Here is a 15,721-nt window from a genome sequence, read left to right on the forward strand (position 1 = left end):
ATCACGCAACCGCGCGCCGGCGCTGAAACCAAAACATCGGCTACCTCCCGAGATACTTGCGCAATACCTCCGTCAAGCGATCGGGATTGGTCTGCGGAGGCATGAACCCCAAATATTCGCCGTCGCGGCCCATCAGGTAAATAACGCCGGCGTGGTCGATCGAGTATTCGCCCGTCCGCTCGTCCGGCACTTTCGCGTAAAACGCCTTGTATGCGTTGGCCACCTTTCGAATCTCGTCCGGTGAGCCGGTCAAGCCGATCAGGCTGTGATGGAACGCCGCAACATAGTCCGCCAGTCCTTTGGTGTCGCGCTCCGGGTCGATCGTGATGAAAATCGGCTGGATACCTTCGGCGGCCGCACCTAGAGCGTCGAGCGCCTGGGTGATCGCCATCAGGTCGGCTGGGCACACGTCGGGGCAATACGTATAGCCGAAATAGACGATCATCAGCTTGCCGCGGAATTCGGTGTCGCTCCGCTTGCTGCCGGTCTGGTCGGTCAGCGTGAACGGCCCGCCAACCGACCCGCGGCCATACATCAAATCGTCCATCATCTGCGCGGCCGAGGGCTGCGCGATCAAAGGCTGCGCGATCGAAGGCTGCGCAGTCGACGGCTGCTCTGCCGCGGCCGTCAGGCCGCAAATAAACACGGACGCGACGACAAGCAGCGCGCACGCCCTCGACCCCGCCACGACCTCGTCCCGGATCAAATGCCAAAACTGATGCGGCTGCCGGTCGTCGTCGTCAAAACCTTGCCCGGCATCTGACGCTGCGCTTCCTGGGTGAAATTCAGTCCGCTGCAATGCATCGGAATCAGAGCATCCGGGTTCAACTTGCCGATCTCGCTGACGACCTGCGTCAGGTAATCTGCCGGCGCCGGTCCGAGATGAAAGCCGCCCATGATGGCATGTATCTTTGAGACGCCCGATACCTCCATCGCCTGCCGCACCGAGTTCACGATACCGACGTGGCCGCACGAACTGATGACGATCAGGCCCTTGTCTTTCAGATTGAAGCAGGTCGCGTGCTCATGGATGTGCTCGTCGGGCACGATCTTGCCTTCCATTTCGGCCGGCAGATAGTGGCTCGCGTTGCATCCGGCGCCGTCCTTGAGCTTGAACTCCACCATCGTATTCGGAAGCACCTTCTCGATGCTGCTGCGCGTAATCTTGCCCGTGGTGAAGGCCTGCCCGCCGATGACGACGGGCGACTCGCACAGCACAAGCTTGACGTTCTGCTTGGCCAGATCGCGGCGGTCGAGCATCCCGAAGTTACTCAGTTCGCTCTGGCCGGCGCGGGCGTAACGCTGGCAGAAATTATCCTCGCCACCGGCATACATCGTAAGGTCCGCAGGCAGATCCTTGCGGTGCTTGGCGAGAAACCCGAGCAGACCGCCCCAGTGATCGAAATGGCCATGACTCAGGATAAGCGTCTCGATCTTCGAGGGGTCGACCTTCAGCAACTCCATGTTGTCGTTGATGACCTCGGGCGTCCAGCCATAGTCCAGCAGGAAGGTACGCTTTTCATCGCCGCGCTGCGGCTCCAGCAGCAACGAGAGTCCCCATTCGCTATGCAGCGGCCGCAGCGAATCCGCGGAGCGGCCGGGCTCGATCTTCACGCCGTTCACCTCCTGAGGCTTGAAGAAGATATCGCTCGCGCCGTCGACCAGAACGCGAACGCTGAGCTTGTCGATCGTCGGCACGTCGATGGGACCCGCCTTGGCCATCTCGATGCAGGAAAATCCACCGGCCGCCGCCGCCAGCGCGAAACCGGCGGACATCTTCAATGTATCTCGTCGATTGAAATCGGTCATGGGATGCTCTCATCGGTTAAATTGAGCGTCATCTCGACGAAGTTTGAAATCTGGATTACAGGGCCGTTCCACCCTGGTGTCAACGAATATCAAAGGCCGACGCAACATCGGCCCAGCCGATCACGCGATGCCGCCATTCCGGCATGCGCTAAGAAAGAAAGCTACCCTTTGCAAGACATGGGGACCGATCTCGGCATGCAGGGTCTCTATATCCTCGCCCGACAAGGCACGCAGGACCTGCGGTAGCAGGATCAAATCGATGAAATATCGCGCCGTCATCGCGAGCCGGCCGGGACCTAATGCCGGGAAAGTCTCAACCTCACTGGATTCTGCCACCTCGGCCAATAGCCGCATCATGATCTCAGTGCCCCGCTCGCGCATTATGCGGATCACGCTGCCCCCGAGATCCGGAAAGCGGCGTGCCTCGGCGATGGACAAGCGTAGCAAGCTGATCCACTCCGGCGTCAAAGCTTCTTGCAGGACGATCACGCCAATGCTTGCCAGGCGCTCATCAATCGTTGTGCCGGAGGGCGAATGATTCTCAAGCTGAGCCTGCTTGGCGATGACGTACTTGGTGACCGCGGCAGTAAAGAGCCCCTTCTTGTCGTGGAACCGCGCATAGATCGTCGGCTTGCCTGAGCGCGCAACCTCGGCGATCTCTTCGATACTCGCGCCTTCAAATCCGCGATCGAGAAACACTTTGCGGGCAGCATCGAGGATGCGCTCCTCGACCTCGCCCGCGAGTTCGTTGGGTGGGCGGCCAGACCGCCCGGGCGCCCGCGCCACGGAACGCGCTTTTTTTGCTGAAGTCCGTGCTGAAATCCTGGCCATTTCCATCATCCTCAGTGTGCAAATTGTGCAGGCTGCGTCCGGCGAAGCCGCCCGGCGCGGCGTCTCACTTAGCTTCTAACACAATCCCGTGAAAAGAACGATACCGTTTCGTTCATATCTTGCTTCGGGTATTCGACGCGCGTTATATAGCAAAACGAAACAGTTCCGTTTCGCTCTTTCACGCAGGAGTTACGCATCATGTTGAAACGCTATGACGAGCAAACGCTCCGGGAAGTCGAAAGCCCGCGATTCCCTCCGGGTTCGCCGGATGGACCAGCGGACGAGGCCCTCGCACACCGTTCGCCCCAGAAGGAGAAGCCTGAAACGGAGGCTCCGTCGAGCCGGGAGCGCCCGGCCGGCGAGCCGCCAAGTCCGGAACTGCCTGCTGAGACCGACGATCAGCCCGCGCCAGGCGGTGTGAGCAGCGGAGAGTCCCGCAAGGGTTTCCGGCGCCGGCACCCGATCGCGGCTCTGGTTGGCTCGGCCCTCTTGGTGCTGGCGGTAGGGGCCGGCTATGCCTACTGGAACTACGCTTCCGATTTCGAATCGACCGACGATGCCTTCATCGCGGCGCGCCAGATCGCCATCGCCCCGAAAGTGACGGGCTATGTCACGCAAGTGCCGGTCACCGACAACCAGCACGTCGCGGCGGGGGCCGTGATTGCCCGTATTGATGACCGCGACTATCGCATCGCGCTCGAGCAAGCGAGCGCACAGGTCGCCGCCGCGCAAGCCACCATCCAGAATATCGACGCGCAGGTTGCCGTGCAGCAGGCGCAAATCAAATCGAGCGAGGCGCAGGTCGAGCAGGCGCAGGCGACGCTGGTGTTTGCGCAACAACAATCAGCTCGCTACGAGACGCTCGCTCGAAACGGCGCGGGCACCGTACAAAACGCCCAGCAATATAGCTCGCAGCTGCTTCAGCAGCAGGCGGCCCTCAAGAGCGCGCAAGCGGCGCTGACCGTCGCACAGCGGCAAATCGAGTCCTTGAAGGCGCAACGCAGCAGCGCGGAGGCGAGCCTCGCGCAAGCGGTCGCGCAACGCGACCAGGCGCAGCTCAATCTGTCCTACACGACCGTCACCGCCGCTCAGGCCGGGCGCGTGGTCAACCTCACGGCATCGGCAGGCGAATTCGCCCAGGCGGGCACCAACCTTACCATGTTCGTTCCGGATGAAATCTGGGTTACGGCGAACTTCAAGGAGACTCAACTCAATTCCATGCGGCCCGGCCAGCCCGCATCGATGCGCATCGATGCTTATCCGAAACGCGCCATTCGCGGGCACGTTGCGAGCGTTCAGCCCGGGTCCGGGACGGCGTTCTCGCTGCTTCCGGCGGAAAACGCGACGGGAAATTACGTCAAGGTCATCCAGCGCGTGCCGGTCAAAATCATCATCGACAATCCGCCGACCGATGTTGCGCTGGGCCCGGGCATGTCGGTGGTGCCGAGTGTGCGTATCAACTTCAAGCCATCGCTGTACGAGCGGCTGGCCTCATCCATCGATTACCTGTGGAGGCAGTCATGAGCATCAATGAGGGAATCGGCACAGGTTCAGCAGCCACCGCTATCAAGGGCGCAAGTCCGTGGTTGATTGCCATCGTGGTGGCTTTGGCGGCGTTCATGGAGGTTCTCGACACCACGATCGCCAATGTCGCATTGAACTACATTGCAGGCGGCCTGGGCGTCAGCGAGGACGAAGCGTCCTGGGTGGTAACCACCTATCTCGTTGCCAATGCCATTATTGTCACGGCGACCAGCTTTTTGGCCAACCGCTTTGGCCGCAAGACTTTCTTCCTCATCTGCCTCGGTTTGTTCACTGTGAGCTCGGTGCTCTGTGGAATGGCGTGGAATCTTCAGTCGCTCCTTCTCTTTCGCGTCCTGCAGGGTTTCGGCGGCGGCGGTATGGTGCCGGTGGCGCAGTCAATTCTTGCGGATTCCTTTCCGCCGGCGAAGCGCGGTCAGGCTTTTGCGCTGTTCGGTGTTGCGGTGGTCGTGGCTCCCGCCGTCGGGCCGACCCTTGGCGGCTGGCTCTCCGACAATGTCTCCTGGCAGTCGTGCTTCCTGATCAACGGGCCGGTCGGCGTAATATCGATGCTACTCGTCTTTATGCTCGTGAAGGAGGTACGGCCGGATCGCAGTGTTCGCCTCGATTGGGGTGGCTTTATTCTCGTTGCCACGTTCCTGGGCGCTCTCGAATTCGTATTGGACCGGGGGCAGCAGGACGACTGGTTCGGATCGAATGTCATCATCACCTTCACATGCATTTCCGCGCTCGCGGTCTTGCTTTTGATCCCGTGGGAAGCCGGCCGCCGGAATGCTGTCGTCGACCTCAGGATGATGGCCACCCGTCAGTTCGCATCATGCTTTCTGGTGATGCTGGCGACCGGTGCGATCCTGTTGGCTACCACGCAGTTTCTGCCGCAGCTGGTGCAGGGGGATTTCGGCTATACAGCGACATGGGCCGGCCTTGTCCTATCGCCAGGCGGTGTCGTGACGTTGGTGATGATGTTCGTCACGGGTCAGCTGTCGAGCCGGGTCCAGCCCAAATACCTGATAGCCATCGGAGCTACCGTCATCGCAGCCTCCATGTACGTTATGACCAATATCAACCCCGATATGGGTTTCTGGTTCTTCGTGAAGGCACGCATGCTGACGAGTGTCGGACTGCCACTGATATTCGTCCCGATCATGGCCGCTTCCTATGATGGCATTCCCCAGCACAAGACCGACCTGGCCTCCGCGTTGCTCAATGCGGCACGCAATACCGGTGGCTCGATTGGCGTGTCGCTCGCCTCGAACGTGCTCGCGCACCGCGCGCAGTTTCATCAGAGCTCCCTCGCCGCATACGCCATCCCTTCGGGCATTTCGTACCAGCAGACGATGCAGCAGCTGACGCATTATTTTGCCGCCCAGGGCAGCTCAATAGCGCAAGCCCAGCAACAAGCCATCGCCTGGATTGGCCAGCAGGTCCAGGCACAAGCGTCGTTGCTAGCCTACATAGATGTGTTTTGGACGCTGATGCTTGTCTCGGCGGCGGCGATACCCCTCGCGCTGCTCTTGCGCAAAGTGAAGCTGGGAGGGGCAGTCCATGTTGGACACTAACATCGATCCAGTGCGGCCCCCGACCGGTTCCTAATTCCGCAACCTTGCCTCGGCGCTGGCCCCGAACACCGGAATCCGGTTGACGGCCAGCACCACTGCGAAAGTAATGACCAGCATCGCGATGCCCAAAACCGAAATCGCGGCGAGATCGCCGCTTTCGTTCAAATCGTAAATCAACACCGAAATCACCTTGGTCTGCGAGGTGAACAGGATGATCGCCGCTGAAAGTTCGCGCATCACGCCGATAAAGATAAAGCACCAGGTCGCAATCACACCGGTGCGCAGCAACGGCGCGGTGATCTGGCGCAGCGACTGCAGCCGCGTCGCGCCGAGGATGCGGCTGGCGTCCTCGAGCTCGGGGTGGATGGTTGAAAACGCCGCCTGCAATTGCTGATAGGCCGACGGCAGGTTGATGGTGAGGAACGCGATCAGGAGGATCCACAGCGTGCCGTACAGCACGAAGGGCGGCCGCGTATAACTCAAGAACAGCCCGACGCCGAGCACGATCCCGGGCACGGCGACAGGCGCGGTCGCGAGAAAGCCGAGCACGCGATGGCCTGCGATCACGCGGCGCGTGGTGACATAGGCGATCACGAGCGCGAGTACCGTGCCGATGGTCGCGGTCGCGGTGCCGAGAATCACGGTGTTTTTCAGCGCAAGCTGCGTCGAGGACAGTTCGGTAAACACGAACACGATGTTGTGCAGCGTCAAGGTCGCGGGCGTCACGAGCGTTGTCGCGTTCGGCGAGAACGCGGCATTGAGCAGAGCAAAATACGGCAGGAAAACCGGGTTGAGCAGCACCACGAGACAAAACGCCAGCGCCGCCCAGCGCCACCCTTTCATCTCGACGCGGCGCGGCGCGCCATATTTGCCGCCCACGACCGAAAAGCCGCGGCGGCCGAGGATGAATTTTTGCGCCTGCAGCAACAGGATGGTCAGCAGCAGCAGTGGCACCGCGGCGGCGGCGGCAAGCTCGAGTTTTGGCGGGTACTGGAACAGGCTCCAGATTTTCGTGGTCATGGTGTGAAAGCCGGCCGGCAGCGCCAGGATCGCCGGTGAGCCGAACAGCGTCATCGCCTGCAGAAACGCGATCAGCGCGCCGGCAACCAGCGCTGGCAGCGCCAGGGGAATCGTGACCCGGCGCGCCGTGGTCCAGGCCCTGCCGCCGAGAATGGCGGAGGCATCCTCGAGTTCGCCCGGCATGTTGTCGAGCGCGTTGGCGACCAGAACGAACACGAACGGAAACGTGTAACAGGAGATGACAAAAATGATTCCGGTCAGCGAATAGATGTTGAACAAATGATCATCGGATTCCGCAGCCGTCACAAAACGATAGAGCTGGTTGAGCAACCCGCTGTTGGGCGCCGCCAGCAATTCCCACGCGACCGCGCCGAGAAACGGCGGCGTCACGAAGGACGCCGTCACCAGTGCCCGGATGAACTGCCGCCCCGGCATGTCGGTGCGCGACACCAGCCACGCAAACGGCGCCGCGACCAGGCAGCAGAGGGTGGCGGAAGTGGTCGCGATGATGGCGGTGGTCAGCAGCGGATCGAGGAAATCCGGATCGGTGAACAGCGTGACGAAATTCTGCAGCGTTATGTGGCGGGCTTTGTCGGTAAAGGCATAGACCGCGAGCCACGACATCGGCAGCACGATCAGAGCGACCAGGCAGGCCGCGAACAGAAACAACACCGGTTTTGTCCAGTCGACTTTGCCGCGCGTGCCGTCGATGTCTGCGGTGGTGGTCATATGGTCCACGAGTCAGGTGTTTCCCTCATCCTGAGGAGCGGCGTCTTCGCCGCGTCTCGAAGGATGAAAGCCGCATTGTGGCCTCATGGTTCGAGACGGCGCTAACGCGCCTCCTCACCATGAGGGTAGAGGTCAAACCTTAAACAGCTTCGCATAACGGCTCTTGATCTCATCCGTCATCTTCTCCACCCCTGCTGCGTCCTCCTTCATCAATTTGATGTCGGAGATTTTTCGGCGCCCCGGCTTCGACTGCACCTGCGCGTGAACCGAATATTGCGCGGTGAAGTCGATGAAGAATTGTTGCGTCTCGCGGGTGTGCAGCCAGGCCTGGAACAATCGCGCGGCGTTGGGATGCGGGGCGGTTGCAAAAATTCCGGTCGGGCCCGAAATCGTCGGCGTGCCTTCGGTCGGATATACCGGCTCGACCGGCTGGCCGGCTTCCTTCAAGAGCACGATGCCGTATTCATTGCCGTCGGCCATCACCGCGCGCTCGCCGAGCGACAATTTTTTTGGCGGGTCGGTCGAGGACTGCACCTGCATCACCCGCTGTTTTGCGAGCTTCTCAAAATAATCCCAGCCGAGCTCGCGCACCATCTGGAAAGTCGCGGTCATGATGGTGCCGCTATAGGCCGGATGTCCCTTGACCATCTTGCCGGCCCATTTCGGGTCGAGTAGATCGGCAAAACTCTTCGGCGCGTCCTCAGGCTTCACCAGATTGGTGTTGTAGGCGATCGACGACAGCCAGATCCGCGTGGTCGCGAACATCCCGTCGGGGTCGCGATAATCGGGAAGAAAATGCTGCGCGATATCCTCGGTGACGAACGGCGCCAGCCAGCCATTGCTCTTCCAGGAGATAAAATGCGAGGCATCGGAGCTGTTGATGACGTCGACCGCGCGGATGCCGGAGGCAAATTCCTGCGCGACCCGCTGAAACAGCCGCTCCGAGCCGGCGCGCTCGACCTGCACGGCAATCCCCGGATATTTTGCCTCGAACGCCTTGCCGAGCTTCTCGCCGACCGGCAGATCCATCGAGGAATACAGCACCACCTTGGCTTCCTTGGTCGCCGCGTCGATCAATTGCGGGGTGATGGTTTCCGGCGGTGGCGCTGCCGCGCGCGCGGGCGAGGCGAACACGGCCCCTAACGCGAGCGCGGTTGAGCCTTTAAGAACGTCGCGCCTGGAAAGTCCTGTTCCGTTCATCGCGTCCTCCACGTCGTTCATCGGCTCAGCGCGCGGCAACGTTCGGCGGGCAACGTGAGCCACACTTCAGTTCCCCTGGGAACGGCGTTTTCCGTCGAGGTGATCACGCGCAACGTGGTGCCGTCCAATGTCTCGACCATGTAATCGCGGCTGGCGCCGAGGAACACCTGCCGCATCACGGTGGCCTGGACAACGTTGCCCGCAGTTTGCGGCGCTTGCGTCGAAAGCTGGATGTCGTGCTGGCGTATCGCCACCGCGCTGGTCTGAGCCCGCTTGAGCTTCGCGCCCACCACCTGCAGCGTCGTCCCTGAAAACACGACATGATTTTCGTCGTGGGCGATACCCTTGATCACATTGCTGGCGCCGATAAAGCGCGCCACGAATTCCGATTGCGGCCGGTCATAGATATCTTCCGGCGTGCCGAGCTGATCGATCTTGCCGGAGTTCATCACCGCGATCAGGTCGGCGGTGGTCATCGCCTCGGACTGGTCGTGGGTGACGTAGACCGTGGTGTAGCGGTATTGGTCGTGCAGCCGGCGGATCTCGAACCGCATCTCCTCGCGCAAATTGGCGTCGAGGTTTGATAATGGCTCGTCGAGCAACAGCGTCTCCGGTTCGACGATCAAGGCGCGCGCCAGCGCCACGCGCTGCTGCTGGCCGCCCGACAATTCGCCGGGATAGCGCTGCGCCAGAATTTCGAGCTTTGTGGTCTCCAGAATCGCCTTAAGCTTCTTCGCGATGGTGTCGCGGTCGAGCTTGCGCAACCGCAAGCCATAGACGATGTTCTCAGTGACCGTCATGTGCGGCCACAGCGCGTAGCTCTGAAAGATCATCGACATCTTGCGGCTCTCGGGCGGCAAGGTCCGCGCCTTCGACGACACCACGCGATCGCCGACATGGATCTCGCCGTCGGTGGGCTCCAGGAATCCGGCGATCAGCCGCAACGTCGTAGTCTTGCCGCAGCCGGAGGGACCGAGCAGGCATACCAACTGCCCGTGGTCGATCCGCAGCGAGACCTGATCGACCACCGCAAGCGAGCCAAATCGCTTGGTCAGGCCGCGCAATTCAACGGACGCCAATTAGATCACTCCCCACTTTTTCTTCTCGCGTATGCGGAATACGCGCGCGCCGTTGTCGGCCTTTTTAATTTATCGCTAGATCAATATAAGCACGAAAGATGACGCGCGGAAAAGCCCCGGGCGCTCAACAATCGTCGTCCCTGCCGAAGCAGGGACCAGAACCACAGGCATTTTCGTCATTGCGAGGAGCGAAGCGACGAAGCAATCCACACTTTCTTGGTGGCGATATGGATTGCTTCGCTACGCTCGCAATGACGGTTAAGCACTCACACTCTCCCCCAGCCACTCGATCGCGGCCTCGACGCCGCCCTTGCCGTGCGGGATCGCGAGCGCGTTGAGGCCGACTTCGATGACGCCGAGCGTGCCCAAAATCATCGGCGCATTGACGTGGCCCATATGGGCGATGCGGAACGCCTGGCCCTGCAATTCGCCGATGCCGACGCCGAGCACCACGCCGCATTTCTCCTTGCAATAGCGATGCAGCGCCGCCGGGTCGTGGCCATTTCCCATCATGACCGTGGTGACCGTGTCGGACCGCTCGGCCGCTTCCGCGATGTTGAAGCCGAGCACCTGGCCCTCAGCCCACACGGCGACCGCGCGGCGCACGGCTTCGGCCAAGAGGCGATGGCGGATGAAGACGTTTTCGAGCTTTTCCTCGAAGATCATGTCGATCGCCTGGCGCAGCGCGAACAATAGATGCACGGGCGCGGTGCCGGAATATTTCCGGTAGTGCTCGGCGCCGTCGCGCTCGGTCCAGTCCCAATAGGGCGTGCGCAGATCGGCTTTCTTGTGCACCTCGCGGGCGCGGTCGTTGACGGCGACGAAACCCAGGCCTGGCGGCGTCATCAGGCCTTTCTGCGAGCCGGACATCGCGACATCGATGCCCCAGGCGTCCATCTCGAACGGCATGCAGCCGAGAGATGCCACCGCATCGACCATGAACAGCGCCGGATGACCGGCCGCCTTGATCGCCTTGCCGATGGCTTCAATGTCGTTATAGGCGCCGGACGCGGTATCGACCTGGACCGCGAGGATCGCTTTTATCTTGTGGTCCTTGTCCTGCCGCAGGCGTTCTTCGACCTCGCTTGGGCGGATCGCGCGGCGCCAGTCGCCTTTCAGCACTTCGACCTCGGCGCCCATCGCCGCCGCAGCGTTGCCCCAGCCAATGGCAAAGCGGCCGCTTTCAAGGACTAACACCTTGTCGCCGCGCGACAGCACGTTGGAGAGCACCGCCTCCCAGGCGCCGTGGCCGTTGGCGATGTAGATGTAGGAACGACCTTTGGTGGCGAACAAATCGGAGAGATCGCGCAGCAGGCTGTCGGTCAAATTGACCATCTGGTCGGAATAGATGTCCAGCGCCGGGCGATGCATCGCCTGCAACACTTCGTCGGGCATGGTGGTGGGCCCGGGGATCGCCAGGAATTCCCGGCCGGCGCGAACGACCATTTTTGTTGTTCCTTATTGGTGGGCTCTCTTGAGGGAAGGGATGCAGGGGAATCGTAGGAAATTCAAGCCAAGATATGCGATAGAAGCCGTCATTGCGAGCCACCGGGTCGCGCGAATGCGCGCCCGATGACAGGCTCCGCGAAGCAATCCACAATTCGTCATTCCGGGGCGATGCGTAGCATCGAACCCGGAATCTCGAGATTCCCCGATGCGCAATTGCGCATCTGAGGTCTGGTGCTAACGCACCATCCCGGAATGACGATGTTCATTTCCCCAGCGCCTCGGCAATCCCTTTCCAGATTTCATCCTTCATCTCCGTCGCCGGCGGGCTCGGGATCACCGCGATCGGGCCGGTGCGCTTTTGGCACGCCTCGACCAGGCGCAAGATCCACACCTCGCCGTCGGTGTAATAGAGATCGCCGCCGCCGTTCCGCCCGGTCAAGGTCAGCCCGACGCCCGTGACCTGGTATTTTGCACTGACCATGCCAGCGCCTTCCAGATCGGCGGTGAGCAACGCGCGCTCGGCGTCGAGGTCGGCGTCGATATGATGGGTGATGGCGCCGGTGTAGTGGCTGATGCCGACGCCGCGGTCGTGGGTCGCCGCTCCCAGCCACACCGGGCGCTTCTCCTCGCCCTGGTCCAAGACCTTCCAGAACCGGACATGGTGGCGGCGGTCGGCGCTGTTGCCGTCGGGCTTTTCGAAGGCGAGATCTTCGCGGCGGCCGAGATAGAACAACGGGCTCACCGGCGCGTCGCGGTAGGGGCGGTCCATCAGCACGCTGCCGGCGATTTCGATCGAGGATTTCAGCGTCACCGGATCGGCGGGATACCAGCCGGCGGCCGCAATGGCGCAGAGCAAATCCTTGTTGTCGCCGACCAGACCGATATTGATGGGATCGCCGGGAATGCCCTGCGCGGTGCGCGTCACCATCGGAATCCGGGCGAGGTCTCTCTGATGCTCGTAATGGCTCCAGATCACCGGCAGCACGAGATAGGCCAGCGCCGTATAGGCCAGCACGACCGCGAGCGCGGCGAGCAGAAAGCGCTCCAGCCGCGAACGATCCGGCGGCGGCTGCGATTCGATATCGTCGTAGAGTTCAGCCACGTCGCGTGCGCTCCGCCTAGAGCCTGCCGCACACACCGACCTCATCCTGAGGAGCGCGCACTTGCGCGCGTCTCGAAGGATGGCCACGAGTCCATGCGTTGCGGCCATCCTTCGAGACGCTTGCTTCGCAAGCTCCTCAGGATGAGGTCTGAGGAGCAGAACTACCGCTTCGTCTCGCGGCAGCCGGCTGCTTCGGCCTCTTCGGTCGAGCAGAACCAGCGCGTGCCTTTTGCGATCTCCATCTTGATCCGCGCATACCAGCGGCTGGTCGGCGTGTGATAGATGCATTCACCGGAGCCGTTGACATTGCCCTTGATGGTGCAATCGGGCGAGGGCGCCACCGATCCGGAGGCGGATGCGAGCAGGATCGCGTGCGCATTCGGCGGCGGTTTGACCGCGCCCAAAATCGCGGTCTTCTTGTTGCGGACACGCCAGTCCCACGGCGCGATGAAGGCGCCCTGCCACATCCCGGCCTTGGCCTCGCGCGCGGCCTTTTCGTCCTCGTCATAGTCGTGTGAGAACCGCGTGTAGGACAGCGCCCAGCCGCTTCGCACCAACCATTTCTGGATGTCCTCGCCGTCGACCTCGCAGCGCGAAACCTGCCGGCCGCGGCGGTCGGTCTGGCGCACGTGACAGGTCCAGACCTTGTTCTCGGTATGTTTTATCAGCTCATCGCGCGCGGCAACCCCACAGGTCCAGCGCTCGCCGGAATTGTTGAGGCAAAGCTGATCCACCTCCGGCGCATCGATGCCGCCCAGACGAATCCGGCTCGAGCCGATCTGGACCTGATCGCCGCCGCGGACTTTTGCGACGCCGGTGATGTCGGCGGCGTCCGCTATCGCCGGCAGCAGGACGACAAACAGCGCGATCAGGAAATTCTTCAACATGAGAACCGATTTTCCAGGTGCAATGGCGCCATTGTGCGGCGGATCGCGCCGCCGTGCCAGCTTTAGGTGCTCAACTTAACGCGAGAAACGACTTTCTTACCTCGCCCCGCTTGCGGGGAGAGGTCGGAGACGAAGTCTCCGGGTGAGGGGGACTCACCGCGCGGACTTCAGCTTCAGAATTTGCGGAGGCGGCCCCTCACCCCAACCCTCTCCCCGCGAAGAGCGGGGCGAGGGAGAAGGAAGGGCAAAACCTCACGCCTCCCGCAGCATCGCCTTGCGCGCCAGCGCGAGCCCCATCAGCACGAAGGCCGACGTCACCTCGGGGCCGCCGACGAGGATGCGGGTCGGGGTCTTCATCTTGTTCCATTCATAGGCCTTGAACGGGCCACGGCGGCCGCCTTCGCCGGCGTGCGCGACGATACAATGCAGCGCCGGCGTGAAGGTCGCGACATCCGCCCCGAGATGGCCGAGCGCGATCAGCGCCAGCGCCGCGTCGAACGCGTTCATCTCGCCCGTGATCAGCACACCCTGCACATAGGCCAGCACGCGTTCGCGGATGAAATCGAACGCGCCGTCGGGGTCGATCGCGCGTCGGGCGGCGAGCGGCAGCGCGAGGTACGCCGCATAGCATCGGCCAAAATAGGCGCAATAGAGCTCGGGCAGATAATAGATGTGGGCGCGGGGATCGCAGAACGCGCCGCTTGCCGCGAGCTTCTTCTGGAAGCCGATGATGCGCTGAACCGTGTCGAGCCGCTGCGGCGTCTCGATGATCTTCCAGCGCACCAGATTGCGGAAGCTCACTTCCAGAATATCGAGATTGAGCGTCGGATCGAGATCGTTGCCGAACGGCCGCTCGCCGGCGAAATTATCGATCCAGGTGACGACGCCGCCTTCGTAATCGATGTTGTCGTTGAGCGGCACGGTCACGAGCGGCTCGTTGGCGCCGCCGCGGACCTGGTAGCCGGCATAAAAATCCAGTAGCGGCTGCTCCAGGATCGGATCGTCCGAGCCCGCCTGGGTCGCGGCCGAAAACGCGCACGCGGTCGTATCGCAATCCGGCACATAGATCCCAAAACCCAGATCCTGCTTGATCTGGGCGAAGAAGCGCGAGAAGCGCGGATGCGGCAGGGGCGCCAGCGCGGTGATGACGGAAAACGGCGAGCCATCCTGCGCGCGCACCTCCTCGCGGCTGGTGCTCAGGCAAAACTCGACCATCTCGCTGACCGCCCGGCGCGACGCCGCGGCCTGATCCGGCGAGGCCAGTCCGGTTTCCATAAAACTCAGCAATGCCTCGGTGAAGAAGGCGTCGTAATAGGCCGAGCGGTGGCGGATCTGCATCGGCTCCCACATCGGCTCGGCGATGCCTCGCCAGGGCGGGTTGATCAGGGCGCGGGCCGGCGAGCGCGCGATGAAGATGCGGGCGAGGTTGAACAATAATGTCGAGTTCTTGTAGCCGCGCGAGTTCAGCCCGGTCAGCGCCATCAGGAATTCGCGGCCACGCAGATCGGCGTCGCCAATCAGGTTGAAGGCGGCGTAGGTCGGGATGAACCCGTTGTTGCCGAACGAGCGTAAGAGATGCGCGCCGCAGGTCCGGATCACGGCCTCGATCTCGGCAAGCTCGGGCCCGCGCGCCGGCGCCGGCGCGGGGGCGGGCTTTGGATGCTTGAGGTCAATGGTGTCGAGCAGTTCGGCGACCGGCTGGCCGATCGCGGCCCAGTCCGGGGTCTCGTCGTCGCGCGCGGCGATCAGCGCGCCGCGCAGGCGTTGCAGGCGCGGCGCCTCGGATAGCTCTTTCAGGCCGGTCCGGCACAAGAGCGCCCGCAACGGCGGATTGCCGAGCGCGGTCCTGTAGAATTTGGCCAAATGCGGGTCGCCGCCGGGTGCGTGCCTGAGCAGGGGATCGCAGAGGTCATACAGCGACACCCCGTCCTTCCGGGCCGTCAATGCGCGGTAGGCGGCACCGGCAACATGCTGAAAACTCATGAAATTTCTCATCCGCAGCGGGCAGACCCGCGCGTTCCCTTCAAAGACCAGTGCTGAAGCATCTTCCGGTCCCGCGGCTTCATCCTTCGAGACGCCCGTCTTCGCCCTCTGGGCTACGCCGGGCTCCTCAGGATGAGGTCTTAGACCCTCATGGTGAGGAGCGCGGCATCGCCGCGCGTCTCGAACCATGAAGGCCCAACTGAACCGGAAAATGCCCTAGCGCCGCCTTCCTCCCCGAACCATGCAAGTGCTTGAAAAACTACACGAAACCCCGGGAAACACAAATGTGACGAAAGTCACAGCGGCGACGCGGCATTTCGCGCCAGTCTGGGCATTCGGAACGCAAGCGGCACGCAGGGGTTAAAACGGGACATAAGGCCCGATTTTAAAAGGGAACTCGAGGTGTGGCCGGCAAGGCCCAATCGCTCAAAATGCGTCTTTAGAATATGTCAATGAGGTTGCCCCATACGCCCCAGCGGGCTAAAGACTTCGCTGCTGCGGTGCCGCAAATTGAGCGCAATTGGACGGCAA

Annotated in this window: 12 protein-coding genes; 2 read left to right on the forward strand and 10 right to left on the reverse strand. The window is 62.1% G+C overall.

Going from position 1 to position 15,721, the window contains the following annotated elements; genetic code table 11:
- Positions 1–40: 40 nt before the first annotated feature.
- From B5526_RS20805 to B5526_RS20815, 3 genes are all read right to left on the reverse strand, one after another.
- The gene (locus tag B5526_RS20805) at positions 41–688 is read right to left on the reverse strand and encodes an SCO family protein (RefSeq protein WP_244562013.1); all 648 of its coding nucleotides are present in this window, start codon (positions 686–688) and stop codon (positions 41–43) included.
- A gap of 14 nt (positions 689–702) precedes the next feature.
- The gene (locus B5526_RS20810; protein ID WP_079541131.1) at positions 703–1,809 is read right to left on the reverse strand and encodes an MBL fold metallo-hydrolase; all 1,107 of its coding nucleotides are present in this window, start codon (positions 1,807–1,809) and stop codon (positions 703–705) included.
- Between the two features lie 120 nt (positions 1,810–1,929).
- On the reverse strand, positions 1,930–2,640 hold the full coding sequence (locus B5526_RS20815) for a TetR/AcrR family transcriptional regulator (RefSeq protein WP_172842077.1): 711 nt from the start codon (positions 2,638–2,640) through the stop codon (positions 1,930–1,932).
- A gap of 198 nt (positions 2,641–2,838) precedes the next feature.
- Between B5526_RS20815 and B5526_RS20820 the strand changes: the two genes are divergently transcribed.
- Both B5526_RS20820 and B5526_RS20825 read left to right on the forward strand, forming a co-directional pair.
- Positions 2,839–4,164, forward strand: coding sequence for an HlyD family secretion protein (locus B5526_RS20820; RefSeq protein ID WP_079541136.1), 1,326 nt, complete (start codon positions 2,839–2,841; stop codon positions 4,162–4,164).
- Positions 4,161–5,741: a DHA2 family efflux MFS transporter permease subunit gene (locus B5526_RS20825; RefSeq protein ID WP_079541138.1), complete on the forward strand. Its 1,581-nt coding sequence runs from the start codon at positions 4,161–4,163 to the stop codon at positions 5,739–5,741. Before B5526_RS20820 ends, B5526_RS20825 begins: the two co-directional genes overlap by 4 nt.
- Before the next feature lie 30 nt (positions 5,742–5,771).
- On the opposite strand, the gene B5526_RS20830 is transcribed toward B5526_RS20825, so the two are convergent.
- The 7 genes from B5526_RS20830 to B5526_RS20860 form a co-directional block, all read right to left on the reverse strand.
- Positions 5,772–7,490, reverse strand: coding sequence for an ABC transporter permease (locus tag B5526_RS20830; RefSeq protein ID WP_079541140.1), 1,719 nt, complete (start codon positions 7,488–7,490; stop codon positions 5,772–5,774).
- A 132-nt stretch (positions 7,491–7,622) separates the two neighbouring features.
- Positions 7,623–8,690, reverse strand: a complete 1,068-nt coding sequence (locus B5526_RS20835) for an ABC transporter substrate-binding protein (protein WP_079545149.1) — start codon at positions 8,688–8,690, stop codon at positions 7,623–7,625.
- A gap of 17 nt (positions 8,691–8,707) precedes the next feature.
- On the reverse strand, positions 8,708–9,769 hold the full coding sequence (locus tag B5526_RS20840; RefSeq protein WP_079541142.1) for an ABC transporter ATP-binding protein: 1,062 nt from the start codon (positions 9,767–9,769) through the stop codon (positions 8,708–8,710).
- Between the two features lie 258 nt (positions 9,770–10,027).
- Positions 10,028–11,215, reverse strand: coding sequence for a pyridoxal-phosphate-dependent aminotransferase family protein (locus B5526_RS20845; RefSeq protein ID WP_079541144.1), 1,188 nt, complete (start codon positions 11,213–11,215; stop codon positions 10,028–10,030).
- Positions 11,216–11,480: 265 nt separating this feature from the next.
- Positions 11,481–12,320, reverse strand: a complete 840-nt coding sequence (locus B5526_RS20850; RefSeq protein ID WP_433994591.1) for an LssY C-terminal domain-containing protein — start codon at positions 12,318–12,320, stop codon at positions 11,481–11,483.
- 161 nt (positions 12,321–12,481) lie between these two features.
- Entirely contained in the window at positions 12,482–13,207 is a 726-nt protein-coding gene (locus B5526_RS20855) for a thermonuclease family protein (protein ID WP_079541146.1), read from the reverse strand.
- A 252-nt stretch (positions 13,208–13,459) separates the two neighbouring features.
- Positions 13,460–15,190 carry a hypothetical protein gene (locus B5526_RS20860; protein ID WP_079541148.1) on the reverse strand — a complete coding sequence of 577 codons (1,731 nt, stop codon included), beginning with the start codon at positions 15,188–15,190 and terminating at the stop codon, positions 13,460–13,462.
- Between the last annotated feature and the right edge of the window lie 531 nt (positions 15,191–15,721).

Origin of the sequence: Bradyrhizobium lablabi, assembly GCF_900141755.1 — a bacterium.
In the GTDB taxonomy this organism is placed as follows: Bacteria; Pseudomonadota; Alphaproteobacteria; order Rhizobiales; family Xanthobacteraceae; genus Bradyrhizobium; species Bradyrhizobium lablabi_A.

Excerpts from the sequence above, each read along its gene's own strand:
- B5526_RS20810 (WP_079541131.1), bottom strand. The coding sequence starts at position 1,809 with ATGACCGATTTCAATCGACGAGATACATTGAAGATGTCCGCCGGTTTC.
- B5526_RS20815 (WP_172842077.1), bottom strand. The coding sequence starts at position 2,640 with ATGGCCAGGATTTCAGCACGGACTTCAGCAAAAAAAGCGCGTTCCGTG.
- B5526_RS20820 (WP_079541136.1), top strand. The coding sequence starts at position 2,839 with ATGTTGAAACGCTATGACGAGCAAACGCTCCGGGAAGTCGAAAGCCCG.
- B5526_RS20825 (WP_079541138.1), top strand. The coding sequence starts at position 4,161 with ATGAGCATCAATGAGGGAATCGGCACAGGTTCAGCAGCCACCGCTATC.
- B5526_RS20830 (WP_079541140.1), bottom strand. The coding sequence starts at position 7,490 with ATGACCACCACCGCAGACATCGACGGCACGCGCGGCAAAGTCGACTGG.
- B5526_RS20835 (WP_079545149.1), bottom strand. The coding sequence starts at position 8,690 with ATGAACGGAACAGGACTTTCCAGGCGCGACGTTCTTAAAGGCTCAACC.
- B5526_RS20845 (WP_079541144.1), bottom strand. The coding sequence starts at position 11,215 with ATGGTCGTTCGCGCCGGCCGGGAATTCCTGGCGATCCCCGGGCCCACC.
- B5526_RS20855 (WP_079541146.1), bottom strand. The coding sequence starts at position 13,207 with ATGTTGAAGAATTTCCTGATCGCGCTGTTTGTCGTCCTGCTGCCGGCG.
- B5526_RS20860 (WP_079541148.1), bottom strand. The coding sequence starts at position 15,190 with ATGAGTTTTCAGCATGTTGCCGGTGCCGCCTACCGCGCATTGACGGCC.